At 63.6% G+C, this 25,219-nt stretch carries 27 protein-coding genes; 6 read left to right on the top strand and 21 right to left on the bottom strand.

The features are described 5' to 3' along the window. Positions 1 to 79 precede the first annotated feature (79 nt). Entirely contained in the window at positions 80 to 1,432 is a 1,353-nt protein-coding gene (glmM, locus tag FJ953_RS20995) for a phosphoglucosamine mutase (protein WP_140493266.1), read from the bottom strand. Positions 1,433 to 1,800: 368 nt separating this feature from the next. On the opposite strand from glmM, the gene FJ953_RS20990 reads away from it, so the two are divergent. Then, on the top strand, positions 1,801 to 2,667 hold the full coding sequence (locus tag FJ953_RS20990) for a hypothetical protein (protein ID WP_140493263.1): 867 nt from the start codon (positions 1,801 to 1,803) through the stop codon (positions 2,665 to 2,667). Positions 2,668 to 3,151: 484 nt separating this feature from the next. On the opposite strand, the gene ftsH is transcribed toward FJ953_RS20990, so the two are convergent. From ftsH to ybgC, 10 genes are all read right to left on the bottom strand, one after another. Further along, complete coding sequence (gene ftsH / locus FJ953_RS20985; RefSeq protein WP_140493260.1) at positions 3,152 to 5,077, bottom strand: ATP-dependent zinc metalloprotease FtsH; 1,926 nt, start codon at positions 5,075 to 5,077, stop codon at positions 3,152 to 3,154. Between the two features lie 133 nt (positions 5,078 to 5,210). Then, positions 5,211 to 6,557, bottom strand: a complete 1,347-nt coding sequence (gene tilS, locus FJ953_RS20980) for a tRNA lysidine(34) synthetase TilS (protein WP_140624980.1) — start codon at positions 6,555 to 6,557, stop codon at positions 5,211 to 5,213. A gap of 58 nt (positions 6,558 to 6,615) precedes the next feature. Further along, positions 6,616 to 7,737: a tol-pal system protein YbgF gene (gene ybgF / locus FJ953_RS20975; RefSeq protein WP_140624979.1), complete on the bottom strand. Its 1,122-nt coding sequence runs from the start codon at positions 7,735 to 7,737 to the stop codon at positions 6,616 to 6,618. A 212-nt stretch (positions 7,738 to 7,949) separates the two neighbouring features. Next, positions 7,950 to 8,456 (bottom strand): peptidoglycan-associated lipoprotein Pal, encoded by a 507-nt coding sequence (gene pal, locus FJ953_RS20970; RefSeq protein WP_140493251.1) that lies wholly within the window; start codon positions 8,454 to 8,456, stop codon positions 7,950 to 7,952. Between the two features lie 221 nt (positions 8,457 to 8,677). Continuing rightward, entirely contained in the window at positions 8,678 to 8,932 is a 255-nt protein-coding gene (locus FJ953_RS20965) for a four helix bundle protein (protein WP_246674862.1), read from the bottom strand. 159 nt (positions 8,933 to 9,091) lie between these two features. Then, positions 9,092 to 10,402 (bottom strand): Tol-Pal system beta propeller repeat protein TolB, encoded by a 1,311-nt coding sequence (tolB, locus tag FJ953_RS20960; RefSeq protein ID WP_140493245.1) that lies wholly within the window; start codon positions 10,400 to 10,402, stop codon positions 9,092 to 9,094. Positions 10,403 to 10,443: 41 nt separating this feature from the next. Next, positions 10,444 to 11,598, bottom strand: a complete 1,155-nt coding sequence (locus FJ953_RS20955; RefSeq protein ID WP_140493242.1) for an energy transducer TonB — start codon at positions 11,596 to 11,598, stop codon at positions 10,444 to 10,446. Between the two features lie 7 nt (positions 11,599 to 11,605). After that, positions 11,606 to 12,058, bottom strand: coding sequence for a protein TolR (gene tolR, locus FJ953_RS20950; protein WP_140493239.1), 453 nt, complete (start codon positions 12,056 to 12,058; stop codon positions 11,606 to 11,608). A gap of 11 nt (positions 12,059 to 12,069) precedes the next feature. Beyond that, entirely contained in the window at positions 12,070 to 12,780 is a 711-nt protein-coding gene (tolQ, locus tag FJ953_RS20945; protein ID WP_140493236.1) for a protein TolQ, read from the bottom strand. Between the two features lie 268 nt (positions 12,781 to 13,048). Then, complete coding sequence (gene ybgC / locus FJ953_RS20940) at positions 13,049 to 13,519, bottom strand: tol-pal system-associated acyl-CoA thioesterase (protein ID WP_140493226.1); 471 nt, start codon at positions 13,517 to 13,519, stop codon at positions 13,049 to 13,051. Between the two features lie 57 nt (positions 13,520 to 13,576). On the opposite strand from ybgC, the gene FJ953_RS20935 reads away from it, so the two are divergent. Beyond that, positions 13,577 to 14,845: a cellulase family glycosylhydrolase gene (locus FJ953_RS20935; RefSeq protein ID WP_140624978.1), complete on the top strand. Its 1,269-nt coding sequence runs from the start codon at positions 13,577 to 13,579 to the stop codon at positions 14,843 to 14,845. A gap of 107 nt (positions 14,846 to 14,952) precedes the next feature. Here FJ953_RS20935 and ruvB read toward each other — a convergent pair whose 3' ends face one another. The 7 genes from ruvB to FJ953_RS20900 form a co-directional block, all read right to left on the bottom strand. Further along, a complete protein-coding gene (gene ruvB / locus FJ953_RS20930) occupies positions 14,953 to 15,990 on the bottom strand; it encodes a Holliday junction branch migration DNA helicase RuvB (protein ID WP_140493220.1) in 1,038 nt (345 codons plus the stop codon). Positions 15,991 to 16,033: 43 nt separating this feature from the next. Beyond that, positions 16,034 to 16,654, bottom strand: coding sequence for a Holliday junction branch migration protein RuvA (ruvA, locus tag FJ953_RS20925; RefSeq protein ID WP_140566844.1), 621 nt, complete (start codon positions 16,652 to 16,654; stop codon positions 16,034 to 16,036). A gap of 27 nt (positions 16,655 to 16,681) precedes the next feature. Beyond that, the gene (locus FJ953_RS20920) at positions 16,682 to 17,101 is read right to left on the bottom strand and encodes a type II toxin-antitoxin system VapC family toxin (RefSeq protein ID WP_140493214.1); all 420 of its coding nucleotides are present in this window, start codon (positions 17,099 to 17,101) and stop codon (positions 16,682 to 16,684) included. Further along, a complete protein-coding gene (locus tag FJ953_RS20915; RefSeq protein ID WP_140493211.1) occupies positions 17,079 to 17,348 on the bottom strand; it encodes an AbrB/MazE/SpoVT family DNA-binding domain-containing protein in 270 nt (89 codons plus the stop codon). Before FJ953_RS20915 ends, FJ953_RS20920 begins: the two co-directional genes overlap by 23 nt. Positions 17,349 to 17,403: 55 nt before the next feature. Then, positions 17,404 to 17,913, bottom strand: coding sequence for a crossover junction endodeoxyribonuclease RuvC (gene ruvC / locus FJ953_RS20910; protein WP_140517554.1), 510 nt, complete (start codon positions 17,911 to 17,913; stop codon positions 17,404 to 17,406). A 92-nt stretch (positions 17,914 to 18,005) separates the two neighbouring features. Further along, a complete protein-coding gene (locus FJ953_RS20905) occupies positions 18,006 to 18,539 on the bottom strand; it encodes a DUF1465 family protein (protein WP_140493205.1) in 534 nt (177 codons plus the stop codon). Between the two features lie 383 nt (positions 18,540 to 18,922). After that, entirely contained in the window at positions 18,923 to 19,303 is a 381-nt protein-coding gene (locus FJ953_RS20900) for a cbb3-type cytochrome c oxidase subunit I (RefSeq protein ID WP_140550847.1), read from the bottom strand. A 327-nt stretch (positions 19,304 to 19,630) separates the two neighbouring features. Between FJ953_RS20900 and FJ953_RS20895 the strand changes: the two genes are divergently transcribed. Beyond that, on the top strand, positions 19,631 to 20,182 hold the full coding sequence (locus tag FJ953_RS20895) for a DUF2269 family protein (RefSeq protein ID WP_140624977.1): 552 nt from the start codon (positions 19,631 to 19,633) through the stop codon (positions 20,180 to 20,182). A 21-nt stretch (positions 20,183 to 20,203) separates the two neighbouring features. Here the strand turns inward: FJ953_RS20895 and FJ953_RS20890 are convergent, their stop codons facing one another. From FJ953_RS20890 to FJ953_RS20880, 3 genes are all read right to left on the bottom strand, one after another. Beyond that, positions 20,204 to 20,974: a sulfite exporter TauE/SafE family protein gene (locus tag FJ953_RS20890; RefSeq protein WP_140493196.1), complete on the bottom strand. Its 771-nt coding sequence runs from the start codon at positions 20,972 to 20,974 to the stop codon at positions 20,204 to 20,206. A 116-nt stretch (positions 20,975 to 21,090) separates the two neighbouring features. Then, on the bottom strand, positions 21,091 to 21,819 hold the full coding sequence (locus FJ953_RS20885) for a class I SAM-dependent methyltransferase (protein WP_140517552.1): 729 nt from the start codon (positions 21,817 to 21,819) through the stop codon (positions 21,091 to 21,093). Positions 21,820 to 21,906: 87 nt separating this feature from the next. After that, positions 21,907 to 22,347 (bottom strand): Lrp/AsnC family transcriptional regulator, encoded by a 441-nt coding sequence (locus FJ953_RS20880; protein ID WP_140517551.1) that lies wholly within the window; start codon positions 22,345 to 22,347, stop codon positions 21,907 to 21,909. A 130-nt stretch (positions 22,348 to 22,477) separates the two neighbouring features. On the opposite strand from FJ953_RS20880, the gene FJ953_RS20875 reads away from it, so the two are divergent. From FJ953_RS20875 to FJ953_RS20865, 3 genes are all read left to right on the top strand, one after another. After that, positions 22,478 to 23,383 (top strand): DMT family transporter, encoded by a 906-nt coding sequence (locus FJ953_RS20875; RefSeq protein WP_140624976.1) that lies wholly within the window; start codon positions 22,478 to 22,480, stop codon positions 23,381 to 23,383. A 131-nt stretch (positions 23,384 to 23,514) separates the two neighbouring features. Then, a complete protein-coding gene (locus FJ953_RS20870; RefSeq protein WP_140624975.1) occupies positions 23,515 to 24,162 on the top strand; it encodes a thiamine phosphate synthase in 648 nt (215 codons plus the stop codon). Between the two features lies 1 nt (position 24,163). After that, the gene (locus FJ953_RS20865) at positions 24,164 to 25,204 is read left to right on the top strand and encodes a tetratricopeptide repeat protein (protein ID WP_140517548.1); all 1,041 of its coding nucleotides are present in this window, start codon (positions 24,164 to 24,166) and stop codon (positions 25,202 to 25,204) included. Positions 25,205 to 25,219 lie beyond the last annotated feature (15 nt).

The raw sequence follows: 25,219 nt of genomic DNA, 5'->3' as shown, positions 1-25,219 counted from the left end.
CGCAGGCAAACAAAAGCCCGCCGGACGGGCGGGCTTCTAAGCAATCAGAGCGGCGTCGGCCCTCCGAATGCACCTGAGATCAGGCGGCGCTGCGTGTTTCCGAGATGACCTCAACGATGTCGTTGACGACGGCCTCGACCAGCTGCGGGTCGTCGCCCTCGGCCATGACACGGATCAGCGGCTCGGTGCCGGACGGGCGGATGACGAGCCGCCCCGCCTTGCCGAGGCGTTGACGGGCGTCCTCGATCGCAGCCTTGACCGGAGCTTCCTCGAGCGGCTTGCCGCCGGCGATGCGGACGTTCTTGAGGAGTTGCGGCACCGGCTCGAACTTCTTCGACAATTCGCTGACCGGCCGGCCCTGCCGCTTGATGCAGGCCAGCACCTGCAGCGCCGAAACCAGGCCGTCGCCCGTGGTCGAGAAGTCCGACAGCACGATGTGGCCCGACTGCTCGCCGCCGACATTGAGCCCGTGCGCGCGCATATGCTCGACGACATAGCGGTCGCCGACCTTGGTGCGGTGCAATTGCAGCTTCATGTCGCCGAGGAAGCGTTCGAGGCCGAGATTGGACATGACCGTCGAAACGACGCCACCGCCGGCAAGCCGCCCGCTCTGGTGCCAGGACTCGGCGATCATTGCCATGATCTGGTCGCCGTCGACGATCGCGCCGTTCTCGTCAACGATGACGACACGGTCGGCATCGCCGTCGAGCGCGATGCCGATGTCGGCGCGCACCTCGTGGACTTTCTTCTGCAGGCCTGCCGGATGGGTCGAGCCGCATTCCTTGTTGATGTTGAAGCCGTTGGGCTCGACATTGATGGCCACCACTTCGGCGCCCAGCTCCCAAAGCGCCTCGGGGGCAACCTTGTAGGCGGCGCCATTGGCGCAATCGACGACGATCCTCAAACCTGAAAGCGACATCGAACGCGGCAAGGTGCGCTTTGCAAACTCGATGTAGCGGTCATGCACGCCATCGACGCGCTTGGCGCGACCAAGTCCGTCGGAATCGGCGAGTGCCAGTTCGATATCCTTGTCCAGCATGCTCTCGATGCGCTCTTCGATCTCGTCGGAGAGCTTGTAGCCGTCGGGACCGAATAGCTTGATGCCATTGTCGTAATAAGGATTGTGCGAGGCCGAGATCATGACGCCGATATCGGCGCGCAGCGAACGCACCAACATGGCGACCGCCGGCGTCGGGATGGGGCCGAGCAGGAACACGTCCATGCCGGCGGCGCAGAGGCCCGCCACCATGGCGTTCTCGATCATGTAGCCGGAAAGTCTGGTGTCCTTGCCGAGCACCACACGGTGACGATGGCTGCCGCGCTGGAAGGACAGGCCGGCCGCCATGCCGACCCTCATCGCGATTTCCGCCGTCATTGGAAACTTGTTGGCGCGCCCGCGAATACCGTCCGTGCCGAAATAATTTCCTGCCATGCTAGTCAGTGTCCCCGGTGGTTCTTGCCCGGTACGTCATGCCATAATTGGCCGGCGCACTACGATCACATTTCGTGATTATCTGTTACCAATCCCTTAGAAAACCCTTGTTGTGCATTGCACACAGACTGGCGCAACCTAGCGTGATGGCGCTGCCTCGCCACAATATACCATGCCTGTGGACCATTCGACATGGATTTACCCACAAATTCTTGTCTTCCACCCGGCAACAGGCAACGATTTCATCACCTTGCCGGCCGAAGCCGGGTTTCGGCGATGTATACGCCACTTAGCATCTGGCGCAACCGACCGTTGAGCGTTATTGATTTGCTGGGACGTATAATGGGCTGCTGCAACGGAGAAACGCTATGCTCATCCACCGACTTGCCACTTTGACCGGCCTTGCGGTCGCGACGTTATTCCTGGCCGCGCCAGCCAACGCGCTGACGATGGCCGAGTGCAGCACGAAGTATAACGCGGCCAAGGACGCGGGGACACTTGCCGGCCAGACCTGGAACCAGTTCCGCAAGGCGCAGTGCGGCACTGATGCCGCCGCGACAGCCAAGCCCGACGCCAAGGCAGCGGACACCAAGGCGGCCGATACGAAGCCGGCCAAGGCGACCAAGGCTGCGGCCGCCGCCGACGACGGAGCCAAAGGCCTGACCGCAAAGGAATGCAGCACCAAGTACCAGGCGGCCAAGGCCGCCGGCACGCTCAACGGCATGAAGTGGAACGACTTCCGCAAGAGCGAATGCGCCACCGGCGCGTCCGCTGCCGCCGGCGCATCCGCTGCCGCCGCCACCAAACCGGCGACCACCAAGGCGGCGACCACGGCTGCGGCGACCGACAGCTCGGGCAAGGGCCTGAGCATGGCCGACTGCAGCAGCAAGTACCAGGCTGCCAAGACCGCCAATACGCTCAACGGCATGAAGTGGAACGACTTCCGGAAGGCCGAATGCGGCGCCAGCGCCTCGGACGATGACACCGTCCCGGCTCCAACAGAGGCGACCTACACCAAGGAGCCGGCAAAGCCGACTGTCGCTGCGCCGAAGGGCGTGAGTTTCCCGACCGCAATCTCGCCGAAATTCGCCACCGAAACCCCGGCCAAGGCCCGCATGCATACCTGCCTCCAGCAGTACTATGCCAACAAGGACGCCAACACGCTTGGCGGCTTGAAGTGGATCCAGAAGGGCGGCGGCTTCTACAGCCTGTGCAATGCCAAGCTGAAGAGCTGAGCGACAGCACTATTTGAGGAAAGTAAGGTCCGGGAACCGCAAGGTTCGCGGGCCTTTTTTGCCCGCGGCTTCAGCAGGGATCCCCGCTGTGCTGATGAGAGGCGCGTTGTCGCGACGCTGCAATCTCCCTCGTAGAGGAGATTGCCGGCAGGCCAGAGGGGCACGAAGGATCGTTGCCTGCTCCCGGCCAGGTTGCCTCGCATTCACGAAAAGCTGGGCGAGGGTGGCTCGAGGAATCGTCGAACGGCAAGAGAGATCCTCCCCCGCAGCCCGGAAGGCCTAACTCGATTTGTCGGCGGACGCTGCCCCCGCTGAGCTGCCCGGCATCTTCCACAAAGTGGGAAGATTGGCTGCTGCCACGCCGGCTTCCGCCAATCGCCTAACCAACCTTGCAGGCGCAGGCCACGGAGAAACTCAGCAGCCTGCCCCAAACAAAAACGCCGCGGTCGAACCGCGGCGTTTCTCAATTTGTTCTTGGCCGAGTTCAGCTCGACGGCTGCGGTTCCATGCCGCCCTCGGGCTCGGGACCCTTTTTGCGGCGGCCCGACTTCGGCACGGCCGAACCACGGCTCGGCGGCGTGTCGTCGCCGAGATCGCGCGCGGGCTTCTCGCCGGCGATCAGCTGCTTGATCTCGTCGCCCGACAGCGTCTCGTATTCGAGCAGGCCCTGCGCCAGCGCGATCCATTCCTTCTTCTTCTTGGTCAGCACCGACCTCGCGGTCGAATAGGCCTCGTCGATCAGGCGGCGCACCTCGGCGTCGATGATCTGCGCGGTTTCTTCCGAGATGTTCTGCGTGCGCGCCACCGAATGGCCGAGGAACACTTCCTCCTGGTTGTCGCCATAAGCGACATGGCCGAGCTTGTCGGAAAAGCCCCAGCGCGTGACCATGGCGCGCGCCAGCTTGGTCGCCTGCTCGATATCGGAGGAAGCGCCCGACGTGATGTTCTCCTTGCCGAACTTGAACTCCTCGGCGACGCGGCCGCCCATCATGATGGCAAGCCGTGAGATCATGTACTTGTAGCTCATCGAATAGCGGTCGCCTTCCGGCAACTGCATGACCATGCCGAGCGCGCGGCCGCGCGGAATGATTGTCGCCTTGTGCAGCGGATCGGCCGACGGCACGTTGAGCGCCAGTATGGCGTGACCGGCCTCGTGATAGGCGGTCAACTCCTTCTCGGCCTGGGTCATGGCCGAGGAGCGGCGCTCGGCGCCCATCATGATCTTGTCCTTGGCGTCCTCGAACTCGGCCATGGTCACGAGGCGCTTGTTACGCCGCGCCGCCATCAGGGCGGCCTCGTTGACGAGGTTCATCAGATCGGCGCCGGAGAAGCCCGGCGTGCCGCGGGAGACGACCTTGAGGTCGACATTGGGCGCCAGCGGCACGTTGCGCACATGCACTTTCAGGATCTTCTCGCGTCCGACGATGTCGGGGTTCGGCACCACCACCTGGCGGTCGAAACGGCCGGGCCTCAGCAGCGCCGGGTCGAGCACGTCGGGCCGGTTGGTGGCGGCGATCAGGATGATGCTTTCGTTGGACTCGAAGCCGTCCATCTCGACCAGCAGCTGATTCAGCGTCTGCTCGCGCTCATCATTACCGCCGCCGAGACCCGCGCCGCGGTGACGGCCGACCGCGTCGATTTCGTCGATGAAGATGATGCAGGGCGCGTTCTTCTTGGCCTGGTCGAACATGTCGCGCACGCGGCTGGCGCCGACGCCGACAAACATCTCGACGAAGTCCGAACCCGAAATGGTGAAGAACGGCACGTTTGCCTCGCCGGCGACCGAGCGGGCGAGCAGCGTCTTGCCGGTTCCCGGAGGGCCGACCAAGAGCACGCCGCGCGGGATCTTGCCGCCGAGCCGCTGGAATTTCTGCGGATCGCGCAGGAACTCGACGATCTCCTCCAGGTCTTCCTTGGCCTCGTCGACGCCGGCGACGTCCTGGAAGGTGACGCGGCCATGCGCCTCGGTCAGAAGCTTGGCCTTCGACTTGCCGAAGCCCATGGCACGACCGGAGCCGGACTGCATCTGGCGCATGAAGAATATCCATACGCCGAGGATCAGGATCATCGGCAGCCACGAGATCAGGTACCCGAACAGCGAGTTTGAACCGTCGGTCTCCGGCCGCGCATTGATGGTGACGTTCTTGTCCTGCAGCCGCGAGACCAGCGACGGATCGCCGGGCGAATAGGTCTGGAAGCCGCTCGAATTGTCGGTGTAGGTGCCGGAGATGCGGGCGCCGGCGATGGTCACCGTCTTGACCCGGCCCGCCGCGACATCCTGCAGGAACTGCGAATAAGGTACATCGCTCGAAGCCCCACGCGTCTGCGGCGTCTGGAACAGATTGAAGAGGGCGATGAGCAGGACCGCTATGATCGCCCAGAGCGCGAGGTTGCGATAGTTCGGATTCATCAATTGTCCCGTTGGCGTCCGCGGGCGGACACGCGTCGTGAGAGGAAACTTGAGCCTAACATAGGGAGAGCGCCCCCCCTTGCCAAGCAGAACAGCACGTGTGGGTTAAGCTTTCGCCCATGACCGACCGGCGCTATGGCCGCTTGAAAGGCAGGGCGGGAGGCAACGGTGCGCCGATCAATTCGGCGACGACCCGCGCCGGCGCCAGGTCGAAGGACGGCAGGAAACGGACAAAGGGGGCGACGACGGCCTGTGCCGTGAACCCCGGCGACGCCTGCCCACCCTGAGGCAGGCCAGGGTTTTCAACGGCTTGCCGCGATGCTGGCTCGCATGCCCGCGCGGCGCGCACGAGGCTGCGCGGCGTTTCGCCTTCCGCGATCGCCAGACGCTTCGCCGCCGCTGCCCCGAACGGCGCGATCAACAATGCACTGCCGCCGTCGTCCAACGTGATGTGCCGGCGGCCGTCCCAGAGCAGCCCGCCGGTGGCCGCGACCACAGGCGGCAAGCCTCGCGTCTCGCGGCGCAGAAAGATGCCGGCGCGCCTGGAATCGACCACCGTCCGCGACAATGTGGCGCAAAGAAATCCAGCCTTCAGCCTACCGAACAGCGCCTCGCATCGCGCCTGGTCCGGCAGAAACGCAACGCCCCCGCTTGTGGCGAGGAGGATGCGCAGCGCATAGACGGCCGCCGGATCGTCGCCGGCCGAAAGCAGGGTCGGATCGAGGCGGACAAGACCCGGCGCCGGCTGGCTGGCGAAGCGCGCGATTAAATCCGCGGCGCGGATGCCAAGCCGGCTGCGCGCCTCGCTCTCGCGCGCCGCCAGCGTCAATGCGTCATCGATGCGCTGCGCACCGTCAGCGCCGGCCAGTGCCGCGCGCATGCGCGGTCGCTCGAAGGCCGCGTCGGCATTGGTCGGATCCTCGGCCCAGCCGACATGCTCGCGCCGCAGGAAGTTGCGCAAAGCCGCGCGCCGAATGCCAAGGAGCGGCCGCACGATCCATTCGTGCCAGTCGTGCAAGGTGATCGGCGCCATGCCGGCAAGGCCGCGGGCGCCCTTGCCTCGGACTAGCCGCATCAGCACCGTCTCGGCCTGGTCGTCCGCCGTATGACCGGTCACGATCAGACCGAGGCCTTCCTCCCGCGCCGCCTCGGCCAGCAGCCGGTAGCGAGCCTCCCGCGCGGCGGCCGGCAGCCCGGTCGACGGCTTGCGTCCGGACCAGGCGACGATGCGGTGCGCGATGGCGTGCGCGGCGCAAAGCCTGGCCACCGCTTCCGCTTCGGCCGCCGCGCCCTGCCGCAAACCGTGGTCGATCGTCACCGCCAGCAGCTTCGCGGACGGCGCGGTTCGGTCGAGATGTCGTTTGAGAAGGAGAAGTAGGGCGGTCGAGTCGCTGCCGCCGGATACGGCCGCAACGGCGCCGCTGGTAAAGTCGATGTGCGAAAAAAGGTCTTTCGAAAGATCAGGCTCGGTGTCGAGCATCAATGCATGTCGCCCGAACACGGCTCCGAAGGCAGGGCAACGGCAGGCAGGAGAAGGGCTAGCACGCCGCCAGGGCCTTTTCCTGCTTCACGCGCTCCTTGAGCGTGTTGGAAATGTCGGGGTAGCGCTTGCCGACCTCGCTGAAGGTGGCGCAGGCCACGTCGTGCTGCTTCAGGCCGACCAGCGACACGCCGAGCTTCAGCAGCATGTCGGGGGCCTTCTTGGCCTTGGGATAGTCCTTGCTGGCGGCGAGGAAGACCTCCGCGGCATCGCGATATTTCTGCTGGCCAAGCAGCGATTCGCCCAGCCAATAGTGCGCATCCGCCGTTTTCGCGTCACGGGGAAAACGCGCGATGTGGTCGCGAAAACCCTGTTCAGCGGTGCCGTAGTCGCCCGAAAGGATGAACTGGTAGGAGTTGCGGTAGAGCTCCTCGGGATCGTTCGTGGAAGGCAGCGCCGCAACCACCGTGCCGTCGGACTTGCCGCTCTTGGCCGGAGCGCCGGTGGCTGGAGCGACATCCTGCGCCGGTGCGGTCGCCTGCGTGCTGCCGCCGGCATCGACCACATTGCCGTTCTTGTCGACGGTGATGCTGCCGAAGGTCTTTTCGGGCGCTCCCGTTCCGGGGATCACCTTGCCCGGATCACCGTCAGAGGATTCGACGATGACGTCCTCGACGCTCTGGCCGCCGCCAGCCGACTGGCCGGCCGCTGCCCGATTGTCGGCCTCCGCGGGCGGTTGCGTGGCCGGCGCCTCGGCCACGCTGTCATCGCTGTCGGCGGGCGCGGCCTGTGACTTCTTCTGCCCGGCCGGCTGCTGCGCACCCTGCGTACCGCCTTCGAGCTGCTGGAAGCGGAACTCGTTGTCTTCCTGCTGTTTGCGGATCTGCTCCTGCATTTGCAGGATCTGGAAGTTCAGTTCCTCGATCTTGCCGTTCATCTGGCGCAGTTGGTCCTCGAGCCCGGTGGCGCCTGTGCCAGTCGACTGCTGCGCGAACTGAACCTGGTCCGACTTCTTCTTTTCGCTGAAAACGCCAGGCAACTCGATGCTGGGCAGATGGAACGAGAAGCCGCTGTCGGCTGGCTGTCCCGTGCCATCAGTCCCTAAGCCACCCGCCATCGCGGTGACGCCTGAAAGGAGCAGCAGCGCAAGCGTGCCGCTCAGAACTGATCTCAAATGCATATGCCTCTCGCCGTGTCGTTAGCTTGTTCGCGCCTTCCAATCGGTATGGGACCAGCCAAGCGCCCTCGGCTCATAGCAGGACGCGAGACTTCGGCCAAATTTTGTTTGAAGGGACCAAACATGAAAAAGGCGGCCTTTCAGCCGCCTTTCGCAAACCTGTGTTGCATTTTTGTCGTCGTGTTTTTCGCGCGTCGCTCGACGCGCGAAAAATGTCAGGAACCGGCGCCGCTGAGCGTGGTGACCGCGCGGCGGTTCTGCGACCAGCAGGAGATGTCGTCGCAAACCGCGACCGGCCGTTCCTTGCCGTAGGAAATGGTCTTCAGGCGGTTGGCGGAGACGCCCTTGGAGACCAGGAAGTCGCGCGTGGCGGCGGCACGGCGGGCACCGAGCGCCAAATTGTATTCGCGCGTGCCGCGTTCGTCGGCATGGCCTTCAACGACGATCGCATACTGCTTGTACTGGTTCAGCCACTGCGCCTGGCGCGACAGCGTCGTCTGGGCGTCGGCGCGGATCGAGGAGGAGTCCGTGTCGAAGAAGATGCGGTCGCCGATATTGACGGTGAAGTCCTGCGCCGATCCGGGCGTTGCGGCACCGGCGCCGTTGAGGCCGAGATCGGCGGCGCTGTTGGGCGTCTTCTTCGAAGCGCAACCGGCAATGGCGAGCATCGCCACCAGCGCGATCATGACGGGATTTCTGGTAAGTGCTGCGATACGGCTCATGCCGCCTCTCCTTCGCATTCGAGTGATTTCGTTGATCACCCAGTAACCACGTTTGGGTTAACCGGCATTCAAGAAACACGGTTAAAATTTGGTTTAGGCCGCCCGTCCGCAGCCCTTTGATCCGGGCCACAGTTGGCGCGGACCCTAGGCGGAAATGCGGCCAAAACGCGACAAAGAGGTGGAAATGGAGAATTGAGGAATTGAAGAAATGAGGAAAAGGGTCATTTCAACTTCTTCCTGAGATTCACCAGCATTCCATAGATATGGACATAGGATTGCAGCCATTCATCGCGCTGCGCGTGGGTGATGTAGCCAAGGTCGAACGCATACGAAATCCACGTCTCTACTTCGCTGCATGATCCCATGGCCATCGAAATGAAACGCGCAAATTCGGGCCTGGAATGGGTCTGTTTGGCAAATCCTTCAGCCAGATTGGCACAGATCGCCTTGCTGGATCGCCGCATTTGGTCAGCCAACGCGTATTGTTCCATTTTCGGAAAAACAAGCGTGGCCTTGTGGACGTCGAGGAAACCCCATAAGCGTGCCTATAGACATCCAAATCCTTCGCGCGCTTGATGTAACCCGCTTCTCTCTCCATCCCTCAATTCTTCATTTCTTCATTTCTCCAATTCCTCTCACTCCAGCAGCGGCGACCAGGCCGGATCGGAGGCAAAGTTCGCGGTCGGGATCGACTGCTCGTTGCGGCCGGTGAGATCGACAGAAACCAGTTTCGGGCCGCCGGCGGAATCGCGGAAGAACATCAGCACGCGGCCGTTCGGCGCCCAGGTCGGTCCTTCCTGCTGGAAGCCGGATGACAGGATGCGCTCGCCCGAACCGTCGGTCTTCATAACGCCGATCTGGAATTCGCCGCCGGTCTGCTTGGTGAAGGCGATGAGATCGCCGCGCGGCGACCACACCGGCGTCGAATAGACCCCGTCGCCGAAGGAGATGCGGGTCTGGCCCGAACCGTCGGCGCCCATCACATAGATCTGCGCGCGGCCGCCGCGGTCGGAGGTGAACACCACCTTGCTGCCGTCGGGCGAATAGGAAGGCGAAGTGTCGATGGCGGTCGAGTTGGTGAGCCGGGTCGTCGAGCGGCTCCTGAGGTCCATGGCGAAGATGTTGGAATTGCCGTCGTCGCGCAGCAGGCTCATGATCACCTTCTGGCCATCCGGCGAAAAGCGCGGCGCAAACGTCATGCCCGGAAAATTGCCGACCAGTTCGCGCTGGCCGGTCTCGATCTGCAGGAGATACACCCGCGGCTGGCCGCTCTCATAGGACATGTAGGTGATTTCCTGCCGGTTCGGCGAGAAGCGCGGCGTCAAGACGATCGCCCTGCCGTCCGAGAGATAGCGCACATTGGCGCCGTCCTGGTCCATGATGGCGAGGCGCTTCTTGCGCGCATTCTTGGCGCCGGACTCGTCGATGAAAACGACGCGCGTGTCGAAATAGCCCTTCTCGCCGGTCAGCCGCTCGTAGATGGCGTCGGCGATGATGTGAGCGACGCGTCGCTGATTGGCGTCGTTGGCGAAGAATTGTTCGCCCGACATCTGCTGTCCCGCGAACGTGTCCCACAGCCGATACTGCGCGCGGATGCGCCCGTCGGCCTCCTTGCTGACGCTGCCGGTGACCAGAGCCTGGGCATTGATCACCTTCCAGTCGTCGAAGCGAGGCGCTGCGTCAGGATTGGCGATCTTCTCGATGAAGGCGCTTTTGTCGATCGGTGCGAACAGGCCCGAGCGCTTCAGGTCGGCGGTGACGATGCCGGAAATCTGCGCGCCAAGCCCATCGCCCGACTGGAAATCGGTGATAGCGATCGGCAGCGGCTCGACATTGCCCTTGTTGACGTTGATCTCGACGAGCGCCCACGCGGGCATGACGGCGCCGGCCATCGAGCCCAGCGCCATTGTCGCGACCATCAGGAGCGGCTTGAGGATGAATTTCATGTCTTCTCGCTTCTCTTCACTGATTCTGCGGAGGGCAGGCCTCAAAGGCCAAGCATTTCCCTCGGATCGAAAGTGACACGGACCTGGGCCCAGATGTCCTGTTTGCCCGCCGGAACCTGAAGGCCGGCCATGTTGCATTTCTGAACCGCACGCACGGCGCTTTCATCGAATTGGCGATTCCCGCTCGATTTCTCGACGGTGGGCCGGCCATCCAGCTTGCCCGAGGGGTCGAGGTTGAACATGACCACGGCGACGAAATTCTCCGAGCCCTCCAGCCCCGCCGGCAATGTCCAGCAACCGCCAAGCTGATCCGACAGGGCGCCCAGTTCTGATCTCGACAGCTTCTGGCCCTGGTCCTTCTCGCCGCCGAGCGAAGCCTGCTGTGTCGAACGCTTGGCGCCGCCGCCGGAGGGCTTCTGCTTGTCCAGCAGGGCCGAGATCTCGTCGGAATTGAACTGCTTGTCCTCCGATTTCGGCTTGGATGAAGCCTCCTTGACCGGTTTGTCGGCGTCCTTGCGCTCCGGCGCCTTGGCGCTTTCGGCCTGTGCCGGCTGCGGCTTCGGCCGCGCCTGAGGCGCGGGCGCGGAGTCCGGCAGTTGGGCATCGTCAGGCTGGTCCTTGGCGATCGCCTGGGCGACCGCGTCCGGCTTCACCTCGGGCGTCGGCTCGATGGCCGCGGTCTTGTCCTGTGGCGGTGCGGGCGTCGGCTCCTTGGCCGGCGCCGGCTTCGGCTCGGTCTGCTTGACCGGCTCGGGCTTGACCTCTTCCTTGGGCTGCGGCGCGGGAGCCACTTCCGTGGCCGGCGTCGGCTTGGGCTTTTCCTGCGGCTTCGGTACGTCCTCGGTCTTCGGCTTTTCGATCGGCGTTGGCGCCGGCGGCGGAGCCGACGTCATGTCGACCGGCTTCGGCTTGGCCTCGGGCGTTATCGGCTTGTCGGTATCGACGCTGTTCTCGCCGACCTTCTGCGCATCCGGCACCACATCGGGACGCTGCGTGGGCAAGGGCGCCGGCTTTTCATGCACGACCGATTTCTTGTCGCCCTGCAGCACCTGGGCAGTGGCTTCGATCGGCACGATGTCGACAGCGACCGACTCGACGTCGGCCGACGGAAGCGCGGCCGGCGCCGACAGCGTGAACAGGCCGAAGCCTATCAGCGCCGCATGCATGATCACCGATGTGGTGAGGCCGGTCCTCATAGTGGGTCTATTGATCCTGTTCCTGCAGTGAAACCAGCCCGATATTCTTGTAGCCGGCGGCCGAAATGCGGGCCATCACCTTCATCGCCGTGCCATAGTCGGTGGACTTGTCGCCGCGGATGAAGATGCGCTCGTCATAGCCGGTCTTCGAGATCGCCTGCAGCTTCGCCACCAATTCCTCGATCGGGATTTCGGTCTCCTGAAGATAGATCTGGCCGGCGGCATTGATCGAAACGGTGATCGGCTGGGTGTCGGCATTCATCGCCTTGGCCTGCGTATCCGGCAGATCGATCGGCACGCCGACCGTCAAAAGCGGCGCCGCGACCATGAAGATGATCAACAGAACCAGCATCACGTCGACCATCGGCGTGACGTTGATTTCGGCGATGAGGCCATGATGGCGGCCGCGCCGCCTGTGGCCGCGCCCGCCGCGTCCAGCCATGCCTACGGACATTCCCATCGGCTTACTCCTCAGGCCTTCGGCGCTACTTTTTCATCGATTTGGCGCGAGAGTATGGCGGAGAACTCGTCGGAGAACCCTTCCATGCGCACCGCGATCTTGCTCGCATCCGATGACAGCTTGTTGTAGGCGATGACGGCCGGAATGGCGGCGAGCAGGCCGATGGCGGTCGCCAGCAGCGCCTCGGCGATGCCGGGCGCGACCACCGACAGGCTGGTGTTCTTGGAGCCGGCGATCGCCTGGAACGACGTCATGATGCCGATGACGGTGCCGAACAGGCCGATGAACGGGGCCGCCGAGCCCGTGGTTGCGAGGAAGCCGAGGCGGCCTTCGAGCTTCTCCATCTCGCGGGTCAGCGCCAGGTCCATCGCCTTGTCGATGCGGGTTTGCAAGCCGAGCGGCGTCTTGGCGCCCTTTTCGAAACTCTTCTTCCACTCGCGCATGGCGGCGACGAAGATGGCGCCCATGCCCGATGTCTTGCGGTCGGCCAACGTGCGGTAAAGCTCCTCCAGCGACTGCCCCGACCAGAACACCTGCTCGAACCGGTTCAGCGCCAGCCGCATGCGGGCATAGGATACGAGCTTGTCGACGATGATCGCCCAGGTCCAGACCGAGGCGCAGAGCAGCCCGATCATGACCAGCTTGACCACCCAGCTGGCCTGCATGAACAGCGCCCAAATCGACAATTGCGCGCCCGGTTCGGCGAGTGCGATATTTTCCATCGTAACGTCCTTAAGATTTCCGGGCGAAGCTGGCGGCTGGCCCCTGGCATCCCTTGTGGTCGGTTCGCGCGAAGCTACCGGAACAACCCCAAAACGTGCCTTTCGCGGCCTTTTCGGGGCAAATGTTGGTGAAAGGAAGGCGCTGGATAGCGCCAATCTTCACCAATCTCTTCATGAACCGTTATGGTTAAGGATGGGTTAGTCCATCAGGCGCGGCGCATTGCCGCGCTTCAAGGCGGCGCCGGCGATACCAACAACGCCGACCCTTTTAGCCCGCCTTGGGTATGAACGCTGCTATCCACTCCCTGGGGAAGCGGCGTGGCCGGCCATTCTCGCCGATGATCGCCGCCTCCACCCTGGCCTCGACCAGCACCTCGTCGCCGCGCTTGAGCTGCTGGGCCATGAAGATGCGCGCGCCGGAGATTTCCTCGGTCCGGGTGTCGATCGTCAGGATGTCGTCCATGCGGGCCGGGATGCGGAAGTCGATCTCCATGCGACGCACCACCCAGACTATTCTTTCGCCATGCTTGCCATCGGCAAGTTCGGTGTGGTGGACGCCGCTCAGCCTCAGATAGTCGGAGCGGCCGCGCTCGAGGAATTCGAGATAGCGGGCGTGGTAGACGACGCCGGAGAAATCGGTGTCGGCATAGTAGACCCGCGCCATCAGCCGATGGCCGAACGCCGTCAGCGCACCGGAAATCCCCGCCAGCAAGGTCGCGGATTCACCATGATCGTCCATTGCGCTTCCTTTTTCAGTCGCGGCAAGGCACCTGTGCCGCGCGTGACATGGCATCGGATGGCACTGTTGACGGCGATGATCAAGACCTTGGCGGCGGCGCTGTTCGTGGTGATGGCTCTGTTCGTCGTGATGGCTCTGGCCGGGCCGAGCCAGGCCGCGACCTTCTCCATGAAGCGCGGGCTCAATCTCGACCAGTGGGTGACCTGGCCGGGCGAAGACCAATGGGGCAACGCCAAGGCCATCCTGCCCTACCCGGAATGGCGCAAATTTCTCAAGGACGACGATCTCGAGGCTTTGAAGCATGCAGGCTTCGATTTCCTGCGCATGCCGGTCGATCCTTCGCCCTTCCTTTCCGAAAATACGATGGCCTTGCGCGAGGATCTCTATGCCAGCGTGCTGGACTCTGTCCGCATGATCAACCGCGCCGGCCTGAAGGTTGTCGTCGACATGCATCTGATCCCCGCCGGCAGTGGGCGCAAGATCGGCATGGCCGAGGTGATGAACAACCCGGTGACATTCGATGCCTATGTCGAGGTGGTGCGCAAGATGGCGCACACGCTCGCCGGGGAAGATCCGGGGCAAGTGGCCTTCGAACCGATGAACGAACCGATCGTCGACTGCGACGCCGACGGCACCAGCCTGTGGCCGCAACGCCAGCAGAGGTTGTTCGCCGCGGCGCGTTCTTCGGCGACGAGATTGACGCTTGTGCTGACCGGGGCCTGCTATTCCGCGGCGTCGTCGCTGGAAAAAATCGATCCGATGGCGATCCCGGACGACAACGTCATCTGGACCTTCCATTCCTACGATCCGTTCCTGCTTACCCATCAGGGCGCGACCTGGGCCGGCGATTTCATTCCCTATGTGACCGGCCTGCCCTACCCGCTGACCGCGGTGCCGCCGGCTGAGCTCGACGTCACGCTCGACGCCATCCGCGCCAGGATCAAGACCGAGGCACCTTGGGCGCGGCAGGGCGGGCTGCTTGCCTATCTCGACGAGCAGGTAGCCAGCATGGACACCGACGCCAAGCTGCTTGGTCTCATGGACGCCCCATTCAAGGCCGTCGATGCCTGGGCGAAGGCCAACCGCATCAGGCCGGAAAACGTCACGCTGGGCGAGTTCGGCATGATCCGCCAGGAATACGGCAATCCCTATGTGATGCCGGCCGGCTATCGTGCCGCCTATGTCCGGGACATGATCGCGCGCGCCGAGGCGCATGGCTTCTCCTGGTCGGTCTGGAGTTACGGCGGCGCTTTCGGCATCGTCGATGCTTTCAACGGCGAAAAGGCCGAGCACGATGTGCTGGACGTGATCCGGTCGCTTCACTGAGCGCCGTTGCTCCACACCGCCGGGATCGATCAGCAAGATCTCCGGTCGCACACCGCAAAGCGGTTGCGACGCTTGATCGCCGGCCCGAACGCCGCCGCCGGGGGCCGCTATTCTTCCTGGAATAAATTGATCTGCTGTTGCGCCAGGTCCTTCGGCGCGTCGAGGCCGAGATGGCGCCAGGCATTGGCCGTCAGCACACGGCCGCGCGGCGTGCGCTGGATGAAACCCTGCTGGATGAGATAGGGCTCGATGATGTCCTCGATGGCATCGCGCGGCTCGGACAGGCCGGCGGCGATCGTCTCGATGCCGACCGGCCCGCCGCCGAAATTGCGCGCGATCATCGAAAGATACCGGCGGTCGAGCGCATCGAGGCCGAGCGCGTCGACCTCCAGCCGGGTCAAGGCCTCGTCGGCGATCAAGCGGTTCACATGACCATCGCCGGCGACCGAAGCGAAATCGCGCACGCGCCGCAACAGCCGGCCGGCGATGCGCGGCGTGCCTCGCGCGCGCCGCGCGATCTCCAGCGCGCCGTCATCGCCGAGCGGCATTTGCAGGATGCGTGCGCCGCGCCGCACGATCTGCTCCAGTTCCTCGACCGTGTAGAAGTTGAGCCGCACCGGGATGCCGAAGCGGTCGCGCAGCGGATTGGTGAGCAGGCCGAGCCGCGTGGTGGCGGCGACCAGGGTGAAACGGGCAAGATCGATCTTGACCGAGCGCGCCGCCGGCCCCTCGCCGATGATCAGGTCGAGCTGGAAATCCTCCATCGCCGGATAGAGGATCTCTTCCACCGCAGGATTCAGCCTGTGGATCTCGTCGATGAACAGGACGTCGCCTTCTTCGAGATTGGTCAAGAGTGCGGCGAGATCGCCGGCTTTGGCGATGACCGGTCCGGAGGTTGAGCGGAAGTTGACGCCGAGCTCGCGCGCCATGATCTGCGCCAGCGTCGTCTTGCCTAGACCTGGCGGCCCGACGAACAGCACATGATCGAGCGCCTCCTTGCGCCCCTTGGCGGCCTCGATGAACACTTTGAGGTTGGCCCGCACCGCCGCCTGGCCGACGAAATCGTCAAGCGTCTGCGGCCGCAAACTCTGGTCGGCATCCTCGCCGCGTTTTTCCGGAGCGATCAGACGGGGGGAAAGGCTCATGCCGCCTTCCTTGCATATGGCCGGGAACCGAACAAGCGTGCGCTCATCGCGCCAGTTCCTTGAGCCCGAAGCGAATCAGCTTCGACGCGTCCGCCTCCTCGCCCGCCGTCTTCAGTGCCGCCGCCACCGCATTGGCGGCGGTGTCGCGGGAATAGCCGAGATTGACTAGGGCCGAGACCGCGTCTGTGATCGGCGCGGCTGCCACGCCTTCGCCGAGCTCCTGCTTCAAGCCGATCGTGCCCGACGCGGCACCGGCATAGGCCGGCGCCTTGTTTTTCAATTCGGTAACGATGCGCTCGGCCACCTTCTTGCCGACGCCCGGCGCCCGGGAAACCATGGCGATGTCGCGCAACGCGATCGCGTTGGCAAGGTCGGCCGGCGCCAGTGTCGACAGGATGGCCAGCGCCACCTTGGCGCCGACGCCCTGCACATTGCTCATCAACAGCCGGAACCATTCGCGCTCCAGCACCGACTGGAAGCCGTAGAGCCGGATCATGTCCTCGCGCACATAGGTCTCGATGAACAGCACCACCGCTTCGCCGGGCGAAGGCAGCGCGGCCAGCGTCCGCGCCGAGCAGTAGGCGACGTAGCCGACGCCATGCACGTCGACCAGGCAATGATCCTCGTCGATCTCGTCGAGCATACCCTTGAGCTTGCCGATCATGCCAAATCTTTCATGGAAGATAGGCCCTCATGGGTGCGTTTCAGGAGAAATGATGTCAAGGTCCGGGAAATAACTGCGATAACGCGCGGCGTCGCGCGTCAAAAGACGATGTCCGGCAACGGTCGCATGAGCGCCAATAAAGAAGTCCGGCAAGGTTCGTTCGCGGATTCCACCAGCACGGCGATAACGGGAATGCGTCACACCTGCAAGGAAGGCCGCATCCCAGGGCAGAAACTCGCGATCGATCTCGAGCATGTCGACCGCTTTTCGAAGCGCTGCCTCCGAGGCGATCAGCGGCGCCAGTTCAGACCAGATGATCGTATTGACCACCAAGTCGCCGTCGCGGCGGCATGAGGCGATTGCAGACGCCGACCATTTTGTCAGCGGTCCGGCCGGCCCCCAAACGTCGATCAGGACATTTGTGTCAATCAACGTCGAGATCTTCACGCGGCCCCCTCAGCCACTCCATATACTCGTCGGTCGTCATGCCACCCAGATCCAACGTCCCCTCCATCCGGTCAAGGACATTACTGAACCTGCGCAATTTCTCCTCCTCGGGGAGATTCTCGTTGACGGCCACAAGCCGAGCACCCTCATCGGTGGCCACGAATTCCACCTCGGAGCCCGGGCGGATACCCAGGTGATCCCTTATCTGTTTGGGGATCGTGACTTGGCCTTTGGTGGTGACGCGCATGGTAATACCTCAAAGTATTACCTACGACAGACAAGGGAACAAGTCAAGAACATCGTCAACCGGCAAGTGCCATCCGATAGGCGACGCTTTGCCGGTGATGCGCGTGGCAAATGGCTATGGCGAGCGCGTCGGCGGCATGTTCGGTGTCGAAGGTCGCTTTCGGCAGCAGCACCTTCACCATCATGTGGATCTGCTTCTTGTCGCCATGGCCGACGCCGATCACCGCCTTCTTGACGGCATTGGGTGCATATTCGGCAACGACCAGGCCGGCTCGCGCCGGCACCAGCATGGCGATCCCGCGCGCCTGGCCAAGCTTCAGCGTCGCCACCGCATCCTTGTTGACGAAGGTCTGTTCGACGGCCGCCTCATGCGGCATGGCGGAATGCAGGATTTCAGCCAACCCGTCATGCAGCTGGCACAGCCGCGTCGCCAGCGCCGCCTTGTCTTCGGAACGTACCGTGCCGGACGCGACGAAGCGCAGCGAGTTGCCGAGGCTTTCGACAATGCCCCAGCCGGTGCGCCTGAGCCCCGGATCGATACCGATGATGCGAATCGCGTCCCTCATCCGGTTACTCTATCTCCCGGAGACAGCGATGCCAGCGAAATGTGAACAAACCGGAAACAGTAACGCGCTGACCGGGAACGTTCCAGAATAGTTCAGTTTCGGGCGAAAGCCGTGTTGAGCAGGCTGATCTGGTCCGAGACCGGATTGGGCCGGCGGCTCATGGGCTGCATGTCGACCACCGCGCCGGCGCCGTAGATCTCCTCGTCCATGCGGCGCACCAGTGCCTGCAGGCGCAGCGACCGGTTGACGAGGTCGAGGAAATCCTTGGGCAGTTCGGCCCAGCCGGCCGCCTCGTCATGGGCGGAGGCGGTGTCGAGGCGCACCTTGGACTTTTCCGATGCGACCTGGTCGCGGGTCATCTCGCCGGAATTCGCGGCGCGCTGCAGAAGCAGCCACGAGGCGACCTGCATCAGCCTGGTGGTCAGCCGCATCGATTCGGCCGCATAGAGCGTGGCCGCCAGCCGCGACAGCTTCTTGGCCTCGGCCCGGCCCTTGCCGTCGAGATACTCCGCCGCCTGTTCGACTAGCCCCATGCCTTCCTGGTAGAGCGGTTTGAAGGAGTGCGAAAAGACCCGACGTTCCGCCAGCTTGACGGTTTTCGCGCTGCCCTTCGAAGGCTCGTTCATCGATACGCCCCTGCACTTGCAACCGGCCGATTCGGCTTACTGCCGATACACCCGGAACCCTACATAACTGAAGCTTGAAAATGCGCCTCGTCCGGGGTGAAGGCAAGCACATGTTTAACAGAAGGTTAACGTGATCCGGTGCGGACCGTGTCGCTGGAAAGCGGACAAAAAAAGAGCCGCGGATAAGGCGGCTCTCAGGAGTTTAACAGGGAGGCGTCAAACAAAGTGGCTCCAACCACTCGGTAAGAATCCAGATCACTGGATGCGCATAGTAAACGCCTGTAAAGCTTAATGAACCCTTAACGGCGCCGATGTTTTTTGAGCGAACCCCGCGCCACTGTGCCGTAACAGCACAGTTCCTGAAGGATGTGCCGAGCCTCGACTCAGGCCGTTTTCCACACCGCCGGCAAGGCAATGAAGGCAAACAGCAGCAAGGCCGCGTAGAAACCCATCGAAGACGCCGCCACCAGCGGTTCGATCGCGGCATTGCCGCCAAGCAGGAAGTAGAGCCCGATCAAAAGGCCGATGCCGCTGATTGCGGTCAGCCAGAAGTGAACGACGGCAACCGTCTTCTGTCCGACCGCCGGAAACAGGTGATAGAAGAAGGCGAAGACCGCCGACATCAGCCATCCAGCGACCATCGTATGGGCGTGGGTCGGCATCTGGCCATGGTCCTGGCTGATCGCCATGTACAGGCCGAGCGCCATGCCGCACAGCGCATAGATAACGGCCAGCGTGAAGAAATTCCGTGCTACCCCTTGCATATCTTTCCCCCGAGTTGCCTTTCCCGTGTTCGGGAAAGGGTTGATCGTCAGGCGATTGCTCTCGCCACCGGGCTCCCGGCGCGGGCGCACTAGCATCGGCACTGTTTCTGGACGATGTCGCGCCCCCGGACGCCCCTCATAATAGCAGAAAACCGAATGGCGCGCTCGCAATATCAGTGGCTCCTTACGTTAGCCGGCACTTGAAACAGAACTGGTTTTTTCACGACATCGTTCCGAAACAGGCGCGGCGATAAACGCTTGGCCATCGAAGCGGTGGGCGGGCGACGGCTCGCTTCCTTCGCTACATCAGGCACCGGGGAGAAAGCCATGGATTGGTATTCCATCGTCAAATTGCTGCACATACTTTCGGCGACCCTGTGGGTCGGCGGCGGCTTCGCGCTGATGGTGCTGGCGACGCTTGCCGACCGCTCGGGAAACATCCAGGGAACGCTGCAGGCAATGCGGGCCACGGGCGAATTGGGAAACCGCTTCTTCGCGCCGATGTCGATACTGACACTGGCCTTCGGACTGATCATGTGCTGGTTCTGGGTCGGCTTCTCGCAACTGTGGATCCTGATCGGTCTTGCCGGCTACGCGACCACCTTTTCAATCGGCATGTTCGTCTTCAAGCCGAGCGCCGATCGCATGGGCGCGATGATCGCCAGGGATGGCGTGACGCCGGCCGCCCTAGCCTATGGCCAGCGCATCCTGCGGGCGGCGCGCTTCGACTATGCGGTGATGCTGGTCATCATCGCCGACATGGTGCTGAAGCCGACCATCGACGACTTCACGGTCCTTGCCGCCATGGGGCTTGTGTTGGCGGCTGGCGCCACCCTGGCGCTCGGCCGACCAAGGCGCATGGTGCCGAGCGTCGCCTGAGGCAGGCGAAAACGGTCCCGGCTACATCAGGCCGGCGATCCCGTCCCACAGAAGCTTCACCGCGACGACGGCCACCGTCGCATAGGTGAAGGGATAAAAGATCTCCGGACGCATGCGGCGCACCAGCCAGGCGCCGGCGATGGTGGATAGCGGCGCCAGCGGCATCAGCACCGCCGACGCGGTCAGATTGGTGCTGTCGAACTGGCCGAGCGCGAAATAGGGAACGAGCTTCAGCGCGTTGGTGGCGGCAAAGAAGATCGCCGCCGTGCCGGACAACACCTTCGGGTCGAGCCGGATCGGCAGCGCGTAGACCTGAAAGGGCGGGCCGCCGACATGGGCGACGAAGCTGGTGAAGCCGGCGACCGTGCCCCAGAGGGCCGCGGCGACGCGGTTGGGCTGCGCCGCATGGTCGGCGCCGTGGCGGTACTTCAGATAGAGCCAGCGCAGCACGAAAATGATGGCGACGGCGCCGACGATCAGCCGCACGGCCTCCTCGGTGACCAGTGCGGCCGTCAGCCAACCGAGACCGATACCGATCACCGCGCCGGGCATCATGTCGACCAGCATCTTCCTGTTATAGACGCCCCACCATGTCCATACCGAAACGATGTCCATCAGGCATAGGATGGGCAGCAGGATGGCCGCCGCTTGCACCGGCGGCATGGTCAGCGCCATCAGCGGCACGCCGACGAAACCGACCGCGCCGCCAAATCCGCCCTTGGACAGGCCGACCAGAATGACCGCCGGGACGGCGGCCGCATAGAACCACGGATCGGAAAGCAGGCCTGACATGGAGGAGGGACTGGTCTGGAGGGAAAGCGAGTCAACGCCTGAATAGCCCAGATTCCCGAGCGGAGCGACAGCAAATGTGGGCGTCGCCACAGCAAGGCCGGCCCATTCTGCTCTGCCTATCGCCGGGCCGAGACCAGCAGGAACATCGGCCGCTCGAGCTCTTCCGCCAGTTCGGGCTTGGCCGCGATCTGCGCGTCGGTCGGACGGAATTCCTCGACATGCTCGATGGTGAAGCCGCACCGGATCAGCGTGTTGAGCGTGGTGCCGATGGTGCGGTGATGTTTCACAACTCCCTTGGCCAGCCAGTCCGTCTTGCGCGGTCCCTCCACCAGATACCGGTCGACGGGCCATGTCTTGCGGCCTTCGGCATCGACAGACCAGCCGGGATGCGTCGGAGCCATATAGATCGGATGCTCCGTCGAAAAGACGAAATGCCCGCCGGGGACCAGGCACCGGTGCACGGTCTGGAACAGCCGCGCGGCATCGCTGACATAGTGCAGGGCAAGCGAGCTGTAGGCGAGATCGAAAGCCGTCGGCGGCAGGCTGAGTTCATCGAGATCGGCGCGTTCGTAGACGATGCCGGCGTCCGGGCCGGCGGCACGCGCCCGGGCGAGCATCTTTTCCGACAGGTCGAGACCCAGAACCTCCTTGGCCCCGTGTTCAAGAGCCCAGCGGCAGAACCAGCCGAAGCCGCAACCGAGATCGACGATTCGCAAGCCGCTGACGTCGGGAAGCATCGCGCGCAACGCCGGCCATTCGGCGGCGCCCTCCAGCCCTTCGACGGACCGGCCGAGTTGGCTGTAGCCTGCGAAGAAGTCCGGCTGATCATAGACATTCTGCGCCATGTTCTTTCCTCGTTGTTCATATGCCTGACTGGCGGAGCCGCCACGCATTTCCACCACCGCCAAGCAGAGTCAAGAAACGCGGACCGGTCATGCGCCGAGCGGTGGCGGCCGCCGCCGGATCGGCTGCGCCTTGATGATGGCGGTGCTGGTCTCGGCCTTGTCGGCGATCCGATCGAGGATGCCGTCGAGGTCGCCGATCGAACGCACGAACAGCCTGGCGACGAAGCAGTCGTCCCCCGTCACCTTGTCGCATTCGCCGAATTCGGCGATCTCCTCGATCAGCTTCTGGACGATGTGCAGCTTGCCCGGCAGCGGCTTGATGCGCACGATCGCCTGCAATGTATAGCCGAGCGCCAGCGGGTCTATCTCGACGGTGAAAGCCCTGATCACGCCGCGCTCCTCGAGCCGCCGCAGCCGCTCCGAAACGCTCGGCGATGACAGCCCGACCTGGCCGGCCAGCTCCTTCAGTGAAGTCCGCGCATCCTTCACCAGGATTTCGAGGAGACGTCGGTCGAGATCGTCAAGCATTTCACATTCTCAGGATTTCCGGGTATTTACCTATTTTTAATAGGCAAAACCAGCATGTCAACTTTCTCGCTGGATGGAAAGCCCAGGATCAGCATGAGATTATGCACGCTCAATGATCTGGAGATTTGCCGTGAGCGATACAGCACGTGGGACGATCGAAATGTCCACCGCAATGGCGATCCTGGGAACGATCGGATGGTTCGTCGTCCTGTCCGGCCAGCCTATCATGGATGTGGTGTTCTGGCGCTGCGCTTTCGGCGCGGTGACGCTGCTCTTCATCTGCGTCGGCCTCGGCCTGTTGCGCAACAGGCTGTCGCTTCGCGTTTTCGCCATCGCGGCCCTCGGTGGCGCCGCTATCGTCGTCAACTGGCTGCTGCTGTTTAGTGCATTCTCGCGCGCGTCGATCTCGATCGCCACCGCTGTCTACAATACCCAGCCTTTCATGCTGGTCGGCTTCGGCGCGCTCTTCTTCGGCGAGCGGCTGACCCTGACGAAATTGACTTGGCTGGCAATCGCCTTCGCCGGCATGGTGCTGATCGTCGAGGCCGCCCCTGACGCCGGCGATATCGGCACCAACTATTTCGCCGGCATCGTCATGGCGCTGGCCGCTGCCTTCTTCTGGGCCGTCGCCTCCATCGTCACCAAGAAGCTCAAGGGCACGCCGCCGCATCTCATCGCGCTCGTCCAGGTCTGCGTCGGCGTGTTGATGCTGGCGCCCTTCGCCAATCTCTCGCATCTTCCGACCGACGCAAGGAGCTGGGCCATGCTGGCGACGCTCGGCATCGTCCACACCGGTCTGATGTACATCCTGATGTACGGCGCCATCCAGAAGCTGCCGACGCACCTGCAGGGGTCGCTGTCCTTCATCTACCCGATCGTTGCGATCCTGGTCGACGTCACGGCATTCGGCCATCGCCTGCATCTCAGCCAACTCGTCGGCGCCGCCGCCATCCTGATCGCGGCCGCCGGCATGAATCTCGGCTGGACATTGTGGAAGCCAAGGCCTGCCGCGGCAGGTGCGCAACCGATCGAGTAACGCCAATCGCCGGCGCTTCGGCGGTCAAAAATAGTGATCCCGCCTGCCCGCCTGTTCAAAGCGGGCACTTTGCTCTATGCCGCAATCCAACCATCTTCGCCCGGCATAGGCGAAACTCGGGATCGAAGACCATGAACGACGCAACGCCCCCCAATCGCTGCCGCATCGTGCTGATCGCGCCATCTGGCGTGCCGGCCGCCCATATCGTCTCGGCCTTCGAGGGCGGCGACGTCGCCTCGCTCATCCTGCCGCAGAACGACATGGACGAAGCTTCCTTCCAGGCCTTCGCCGCCGAAATCGTACCGGCGGCACAGGCGGCCGGCATCGCGGTCGTCATTGCCGGCGATACGCGCATCGCCGGGCGTGTCCAGGCCGACGGCATTCATGTCGAGGTCTCCAAGGCCGAGCTCGCCGAGACGGTCGAGCATTTCCAGGCAAAAATGATGGTCGGCGCCGGCGGCGCCAAGACACGTGATGACGCGCTCGAACTCGGCGAAGTCAGGCCCGACTATATTTTCTTCGGCCGCTTCGGCTACGACAACAAGCCCGATCCGCATCCGCGCAACCTGGCGCTGGGACAATGGTGGGCGCAGATGATTCAGATCCCCTGCATTGTCATGGCCGGATCGGAGCTCGCTTCGATCGAAACCGTCGCAGATACGGGCGCCGAGTTCGTCGCCCTGTCGAGTGCGGTGTTCGCCGACGGCGTCGATCCCAAGGCGGCGATCGCGCGGGCCAATGCGCTGCTCGACGAAACCGCACCGCGTTTCGAGGACTGACGTGTCTTCGGCAAGGCTTCCCCTTCAGGCCCTGCTTGCTGCGGTCATGATCCAGGCCGCTGCCGCCGAAACGATTCCTTCGCCGCACCCTAAGCCGGATGCCGGCGTGCATACCGACAAGCCGATCGAAAAGCAGTTGCCGCAGCCCGCCACCACCGCCGAGCCAGCGCCATTGCCTTCGGCCGACGCGATCAATCCCGACCGCTTCGGCGCCAAGCCGGCGGATGCGGCCTACGGGGCTTTCCAGCGCGGACTCTACAAGACCGCCTACAACCTCGCGCTGGTGCGGGCGCAAAACGGCGACCCGGCGGCGCAGACGCTGGTGGCCGAGATCCTGTCGCGCGGACTGGGCGTGCCCCTCAATGCGGCCGAAGCGGCGAAATGGTACGCAGCCGCCGCTGAGCAAGGGGTGCCGGAATCGCAGTTCCAATATGCGCTGATGCTGCTCGACGGCCGCTACGTCAAAAAGGACGAAAAGGAAGCCTATGCGCTGATGCAGGCCGCCGCCGAAGCGGGCAACCGGCTGGCACAATTCAATTTCGCGCAGATGCTGGTCCAGCAGGACCCCGGCGACGCCGGCATCGCCAAGGCCGTGACCTATTACGAGCGCGCCGCGGCGACCGGCCTCGCCGACGCCCAGTATGCGATGTCACAGATCTATGCCAACGGCGTCGGCGGCAAATCGCGCGACGACGCCCAGGCCCGGCGCCTGCTGGCTCAGGCTGCGCGGCAAAACTATGACACCGCGCAACTCGACCTCGCCACCTGGATGATCGAGGGCCGCGGCGGCGGGCGTGATTTGAAATCCGCCTTCGGCTGGATGAAGCAGGCCGCCGAAGGCGGCAATGTCGCCGCCCAGAACCGCCTGGCGAAACTCTATATGCAAGGCATCGGCACCGAGCCGGACCTCGTGCTTGCCGGCGCCTGGTACATCGTCGCCCGCCGCGCCGGCCTCATCGACCCCGAGATGGACGATTTCCTGCAAGGATTGAGCGACGACCAGACCAAGCAGGCACTGCAGAAGGCAAACCGCCTGCCCTGACGCGATCAGCGGAAA

Source organism: Mesorhizobium sp. B2-3-6 (assembly GCF_006442305.1).
In the GTDB taxonomy this organism is placed as follows: Bacteria; Pseudomonadota; Alphaproteobacteria; order Rhizobiales; family Rhizobiaceae; genus Mesorhizobium.
This window is presented reverse-complemented; position numbering and strand designations above follow the sequence as displayed.